The organism is uncultured Senegalimassilia sp. (genome assembly GCF_934636665.1).
GTDB lineage: Bacteria > Actinomycetota > Coriobacteriia > Coriobacteriales > Eggerthellaceae > Senegalimassilia.
The window spans coordinates 1-6,568 of the sequence record NZ_CAKUAT010000031.1 but is presented as its reverse complement, the minus strand read 5'-3'; the positions used below and the strand labels follow the sequence as shown (position 1 = coordinate 6,568).

6 protein-coding genes are annotated in these 6,568 nt (G+C 61.5%); 1 reads left to right on the top strand and 5 read right to left on the bottom strand.

The annotated features are described in order from the left end of the window. Positions 1-357 (top strand): precorrin-6A/cobalt-precorrin-6A reductase (locus Q0G75_RS09230; protein WP_294417976.1); only part of this gene is annotated, 357 nt, incomplete at its 5' end. 208 nt (positions 358-565) lie between these two features. Here the strand turns inward: Q0G75_RS09230 and Q0G75_RS09225 are convergent. The 5 genes from Q0G75_RS09225 to Q0G75_RS09205 all read right to left on the bottom strand — a co-directional run. Further along, the gene (locus Q0G75_RS09225) at positions 566-1,780 is read right to left on the bottom strand and encodes an ABC transporter permease (RefSeq protein ID WP_294417975.1); all 1,215 of its coding nucleotides are present in this window, start codon (positions 1,778-1,780) and stop codon (positions 566-568) included. Next, entirely contained in the window at positions 1,777-2,550 is a 774-nt protein-coding gene (locus Q0G75_RS09220; protein ID WP_294417974.1) for an ABC transporter ATP-binding protein, read from the bottom strand. The genes Q0G75_RS09225 and Q0G75_RS09220 overlap by 4 nt, the downstream gene beginning before the upstream one ends. Further along, positions 2,550-3,983: an efflux RND transporter periplasmic adaptor subunit gene (locus Q0G75_RS09215; RefSeq protein WP_294417973.1), complete on the bottom strand. Its 1,434-nt coding sequence runs from the start codon at positions 3,981-3,983 to the stop codon at positions 2,550-2,552. The genes Q0G75_RS09220 and Q0G75_RS09215 overlap by 1 nt, the downstream gene beginning before the upstream one ends. Before the next feature lie 132 nt (positions 3,984-4,115). Next, positions 4,116-5,831: a L,D-transpeptidase gene (locus Q0G75_RS09210; protein ID WP_294417972.1), complete on the bottom strand. Its 1,716-nt coding sequence runs from the start codon at positions 5,829-5,831 to the stop codon at positions 4,116-4,118. Positions 5,832-5,980: 149 nt separating this feature from the next. Continuing rightward, the coding region (locus Q0G75_RS09205; protein ID WP_294417971.1) for an L-serine ammonia-lyase, iron-sulfur-dependent, subunit alpha at positions 5,981-6,568 on the bottom strand (588 nt) is incomplete at its 5' end.

Genomic DNA, 6,568 nt, shown 5'->3' with positions numbered 1-6,568 from the left:
AGCAAGGAGCTTGCTCCCTACACGCGCGTCGCCGATTTCGCGGAGCGCTTCTTCGTGCGTGTGCTCCCGCTGCCCGGTGCTATAACGAAGTGCATCGACGCGGGGTTTTCGCCGTCGCACGTCATCGGCATGCAGGGTCCCTTCACCCGCGAGCTCAACGAGGCGATGCTTCGGCAGGTGGGCGCCCAGTGGCTTGTAACCAAGGACTCGGGAACCGTAGGCGGCACGGCCGAGAAGCTCGCCGCCGCGCATGACGTGGGAGCGCGCTGCATCGTGGTCACCCGTCCCGCCGAGGGAGGTGGGGCCCTTTCGCTTCGGGAAGTGGAAGACGCGCTCTTACGGGAGTTCGCGCGCTAGGCGCTCGCCACGGCTGCGCGCCCTCCCGCCCGCGTGGGGGGTGTTCCTGTAGTTCTGTCAAGAGGGATTCGCCCTTTCGATGGGCGTTTTTGGCAATGCTGACGCAGGCCCTGCCGGGCCCGGGCCGACTTCGGCGAGGCCAATCTCTACGTTTCCGGCGTCGCACCTCCAAACGGTCCCCAATTCACCGCAACTTGTTGGTGATGACTTACTGGTAGCGCAGGCACTCCACCGGGTTGAGCTTTGCCGCGCGGCGAGCGGGGTAGAAGCCAAAGATTACGCCGATGCCGACGGAGACGGCGAAGGCCAGCAGCACCGTGGCGATTGAAAAACTCGGTGTGATTTGCCCGCTGGCTCCGAGCTCGCCAAGAATCCCGGATCCGGAGGCAAACATCGAGAGGCCCCAGGCCAGCAGATAGCCTATCAGGACACCCAGTAGGCCACCGGTGACGCACAGCGCCGAAGACTCGGCCAAAAACTGCGCGGTGATATCGCGACGACTGGCGCCCAGAGCGCGGCGGATGCCGATCTCGCGAATGCGCTCCGTTACGTTGGTAAGCATCATATTCATAATGCCGATACCGCCGACAAGCAGCGAGATGCTGGCGACAGCACCCATGATGAGCGAGAACGCGCCCATAAAGGAGTTGAGTGCATCGATGGCGCTTTTCATGGATGTCGCCGATACACTGTCGTACTCATCCTCCTCCTCGATGCCCTTCATCGCGCGCACCTTGGACTCGATGGTCTTACAGAGCTCATCCATGTCCGTGCCCTCGGTGGCAAGTGCCGTCACGTTGGGGAATGAAGGATTCTCGTCGCCAAACAGACCGGAGATTGTTTCGCGTGGCATATACAGCGTGAGCGAGCCCATTGAGTCGCTGCCGCCATCAATCACGCCTACAATCTGCACCTCGCCGTTGGACACCTTGATGGTTTTCCCCAGCGCATCCTGTTCGTTGCCGTAAAGCTGATCGGCGCCGCCGCGGCTGATGAGCGCCACGCGCGAGCCTGATTGGGACTCGGCCTGGGAATAGATGCGCCCCGCAACGAGCTTGCTGGCCCCCACGGCGTCGAGCATGTCGCTATCGACACCCTGTGCCATGACGGTATAGCTTTTATCGCCGGTCTTGTACTCGGTATACGCGCTGTCGACAATGCCGATCTGCTCTATCTGCGGCACCAGTTTTTGAAGCTTCTCGATGTCCGACTCGGTGAGTTCTTGCGACGAATAGATTTGCACCATGCGTGCCGCATTGAGGCCCAGGCTGTTGACCAGGCTGTTTTGGATGCCGCCGATGAGCGAAGTCATGGCGATAACCGAGGCGATGCCGATGACAATGCCCAGGATGGTGAGCAGGCTGCGCCCCTTGTTGGCCTCGAGCGAGTGAAGGGCTTCCTGGATGAGGTCGCGCGTGCTCACACCATCACTCCTTTCTGCGGGATGGTCGGGTCGGAGATCGTGGGTAGGCTATCGACGGCGCTGCGCAGGGTCCGCGGTGTATGTGGAATATACGCGCCGTCGTGAATACGACCGTCGCGGATGGTCACGGCACGGTCGGCCTCGGCGGCGATGCCGGGGTCGTGCGTGATGAGTATGATGGTCTTGCCGCGCTCCTGGAGCTTATGGAAGGTTTCCATGACGAGCGCTCCGGTGGCGGAGTCCAGGTTTCCCGTCGGCTCGTCGGCCAGAATGATGGGCGGGTCATTGACGAGGGCACGTGCGATGGCGACACGCTGCATCTGGCCGCCCGAGAGCTCGGATATGCGGTGGTCCCAGTGGTCGACGGGCAGCGTGACGGCCTGCAGCGCGTGCACGGCGCGCATTTCGCGCTGGCTACGGGGTACGTTGGTGTAGGCCAGCGGCAGCATGACGTTTTCGATAACCGACAGGCGCGGTAGCAGGTTGAAGCTCTGAAAGACAAAGCCGATGCTCAGGGCGCGGACTTCGGTGAGCTCGTCATCATCGAGCTCGGCCACGTTGAGCCCTTGCAGGTAGTAGTCGCCCGCCGTCGGCTTATCCAGGCAACCTAGGATGTTCATGAGCGTCGACTTGCCCGAGCCCGAGGGGCCGGTAATGGCGACGAACTCGCCGGGATCTACCGCCAGGCTCACGTTGTGCAGGATATGGGCGCAGCCGGCCTCGCTCTCAAAGATGCGGTGCACGTTGCGGATGTCGATGACGGGACGCATTACATACCCTCGTCGGCAGACGTACTGCCCGAATCCGCGCTGTAGCCGCCGTCAGCCGTTGCGTCCGCCCCGTTGTCCATGACGAGGGTGTCGCCATCGCGTAGCTTGGTAACCGGCACGTCAGGGTTGATTTCGTTGCCCTGGTCGTCGCGCTTGACCTGTGTCTTGCCGACTACGGCTTCGTTGTCGTTTTGCGTCACGACGGTCACCTTCACGCGACGGGTTTGCTTGCCCTCGTCATCAGTCGCCACGTTGACGTAATAGTGTTCGCCGTCTTCGGTCATGAGCGCCATCGTCGGCACCATCACCACGTCGTCGAGCTGCTCGGTCACCACCGATACCTCGGCCGTCATGCCCGGCTTCAGGCGCGCGTCGGGCGCCTCGATGAGAATGTCGACGTTAAAGGTCACGCTGCCGCCGCCGTTGTTGGAGTCGGAGTTTGCCACCGAGGCGATGGCGGTGACCGTTCCCTGGCTCACGATATCGGGAAACGCGGGATACGTGATGTTGGCGCTCTGCCCAACGGCGATCTTGGCGATGTCCTTTTCGCCTACCTGCACGGTCACCTTCATTTTGGACAGGTCGGCGATCTGCATGCACTGCTTGCCGCCGCTCGTATCGCTTTCACCCATGATCATGCCGCCTGTTACCGTGGCGCCCACCTTGGCGTTGAGCTCCACGATGCTGCCCGAGCTCGGGGCCGTTACCGTACGGCTGGCGGCCTTGGCGTTCGCCTGATCGAGGTTTGCCTGGGCCGATGCGAGACTGCGCTGAGCGGCCGATACGGCGTTCGTGTCCGCTGATGCGGCGGAGATGCCAGCCGCTGCGGAAGCTCCATCGATGTCCGTCGTTGGGGTGGCCTGCGCGGCAGCTGCGGCTTTCTGCGCGTTGGCGAGGTCTTCCTGAGCGGCTGCAACTGCACGCTGCGCCTCGGCAACGTTGCGATCGAGCTCGTCGTTTTTAATGGTCATGAGCACGTCGCCTTCGTTGACGGATTGGCCTGCCTGCACGTTGATCGAATCGACTGTGCCGTCGACAGAAGGGGAGACCACTGAGGACGAAATGGGTTTGAGCTGGCCTTTCGCCTCGACCGTTGTGCTAAACGTGCCCTCGGTCACCATGTCGGTCACAGGCCCGCTAGCGCCCTGAGGCTGCGCATTGATAACCAGGGTTGCGACAATGGCAATGAGCGCGATGGCACCCACGACGCCGGCGGCAATACCGCGTCGAATCAGCTTTTTGCGTCGACGTTCGGCACGTTTTGCCTTGAGCTTGGCATATGCCTCCTCATCGGATATCTCGGCCGCATCGTTCGTGCGTCCGCTCTGCTTGTCGGTGTGTGCGTTTGTAATCAGAGGAATCGTTTCGGTGGCACCTTCGGGCGTGTGCTCGGTATCATCCGGGCCCGGGGTGATCGTGGGGACATTCGGCATAGCGTCTCCTTTATAGAAAGAACCTTGATAAGTATATGCGCCCACCGGTTGGGGTGGGCGCATAGAACGGTTTCTTTCGGAACTGTTAGATTGGTCGCAGCGGTTCCACGTTGTAGGAATGCGCGCGTTGCACTATGAGTGGACAACCACGCACAGGCCGACTTTGATGCAGTCGTGAAGTGCCTTGGCGTCTGCCAGGCGCAGATTGATGCAACCGTGGCTGCCGCACCACTTGTAGGAGTTGGGGTCGTCAAAGCTCTTGTCGTTTTGCCACGTTGCATCGTGGAAGCCGACCATGTTTCCCTCAAACGGCATCCAATAGCTTACCGGGCTCTCGTATTTGGGCTTGCCGGTCTCGGGGTCCTTGGCACCGATGAGTTTGCTGGCGCCGTCGTTGCTGTTGATCTGCCAGACGCCCTCGGGCGTGGCGTCCTCGCCCGGCTTTCCCGAGATAAAGTTGGCCTCCCACACGATATTGCCGCTCTCGTCGTAGTAGCGCGCGTGCTGCTCGGACAGATCGACATCGACGTATGCCTTCCAGTCGGGCTCTCCCTTTGCGGTAAAGGTGTCGGCTTTCTGGGAGTATTTGATCTCGATTTCGCCGGTCTGCTTGTTGTTAATGGCATCCTCGACCTGCTTTGCGAGCGAGCTGCTGTCGATGGACCAACCAAAGTCGCCGCCTTCGACGGCGCACTGCTTGCCATCGGCGCGCGTCCACCAGCGAGTGGAGCCCACGGTATTAAAGCCGTTGGCGAGCTCGGCTGCCCAGCTGCTGATCTGCGACGTATCGAGCGTGGGGTTGGCCGGATCGGCAAAGCTGATCCACTGCAGCACGGAGCTGCCATCGACCTTGCCGGCGTCCTCGCCGTTGAGCTTGAGAGTGACGTTGACGCCCAGGAAGTTGTTGGCGGCATCGCAAGCAGCCTGGATCTGGTCGTCGGTCAGCGTTCCATTAAGCGGCTCATAGGCATCGTTGCCGAGCTTCGTAAGATCGACGGCCTCGGCGAGCGAGGCAAGCTCGAGCTCGGCGAACTTAATGACATGCTCGCGGTTGAGCTTCTCATTAGAGCGTGCCTTTTCGACGGTGAACTTGCCGGCCTGCTCGTCATAGGAGCTCGATGCCTCGAACGTGCCCGAGCGGCCCTCGTTGAACTCGTCGATGGCGGCCCCCAGATCCTCCTCAAACTGCTTTTGATCAAAGGCATCGGAGAGCATGGAAAGGTCGACGTCTTGATCAAGATCGACTTCGTTGGAGCTAGCGGTTGTTTTGGTCTTGCCGCTTAAGGATTCTACAAGGCGGACAGGCCATACAAAGGCTTCGTTGTGGTTGATGATCTCTTTTGCGGCAGCTTCGCCGTCTACGATGGGCTCATCGGACTCGGGCTGATAGGTCCAGCTAAAGTCATCGCCCGTCACGGTGAGCTTATAGTGCTTCCATGCCGAGTTGACCTTGGTGGCGGCAGACGAAGCGTTGGAGAACGAGACGTCGACGCCGGCGATGGTGGTGTTGGGGTAGGCTACCTGCGAAAACGCTACGACGCCTACGATATAGACAATGACGATAAGACCCAGGACGACAAAGAGCGTCGTCTTTTTGCCCGACTTATTGTTCTCGGCGGGTTTGCGTGCGGGGCCGCGATCGCCTCGAGCGTGCGTGGGGGGCTGCTTGGGCGCATTGCCGTTTGCCTTGCGCTGCTGACGTTGCTGGTTCGGGCGTTGCGAAGTGTTTGTCGCACCACGCTGCTGACCGTGGCTCGGCGCGATAGGACGCGGCGACTGAACGCCGCCGGTGTGCCTGCTCGGCTGCTGCGGATCGGGAATCAGTTGAGTTCGATCGTTTTGCGACATCGTATGCATATCCTTCGAATTTCGCCTTGTGGCTCATCGTGTTTTTACTGGGCTTGCATTATAGCGATTACCTAGTTGATTGTGGTATGGAAACGGTGGCATTCAAAAGAGGTGGGACATTTGTCCCACCTTTAAGTCGTCCTTTGTCGCTATCCGCACACACCGCATTTTGCACAGGCCGAAAGCGCGGCCGGAGCCTGCGCGATGCCGCCCTTGGCCGTCTCGCGCAGCGTGGCCGGCAACGCGTGGCCCACCGAGAGCATGACGTGCGCCATCTGGTCAAACGGCACCAGGCTCTTAATGCCGGCGAGGGCAAGCTGTGCGGAGCTAAAGGCGGCTGCCACGCCGATGGCGTTGCGGTTTTGGCAGGGTACCTCCACGAGGCCACCGACGGGGTCGCAAACAAGGCCCAGCAGGTTACTCAGGGCGATGGAACTGGCGTCGAGCGCCTGCTCGGGCGTGCCGCCGAGCATCTGCACCAGCGCGGCGGCAGCCATGGCGGCCGCGCTTCCTACCTCGGCTTGGCAGCCGCCCTCGGCGCCGGCAACGCTGGCGCTCGTGGTGAGGTTGAGGCCGATGGCGGCTGCGCAGTAGAGGGCGTCCATGACCTGCTCGTCGTCGAGCTCGAGGTGGTCGGCGAGCGCCAACACGCAGCCGGGTACGACGCCTGCGGAGCCGGCCGTGGGGGCGGCGACGATCACGCCCATGGTGGCTGAGCGCTCGAGCACGGCCATGGC

Excerpts from the sequence above, each read along its gene's own strand:
- Q0G75_RS09210 (WP_294417972.1), bottom strand. The coding sequence starts at position 5,831 with ATGTCGCAAAACGATCGAACTCAACTGATTCCCGATCCGCAGCAGCCG.
- Q0G75_RS09215 (WP_294417973.1), bottom strand. The coding sequence starts at position 3,983 with ATGCCGAATGTCCCCACGATCACCCCGGGCCCGGATGATACCGAGCAC.
- Q0G75_RS09220 (WP_294417974.1), bottom strand. The coding sequence starts at position 2,550 with ATGCGTCCCGTCATCGACATCCGCAACGTGCACCGCATCTTTGAGAGC.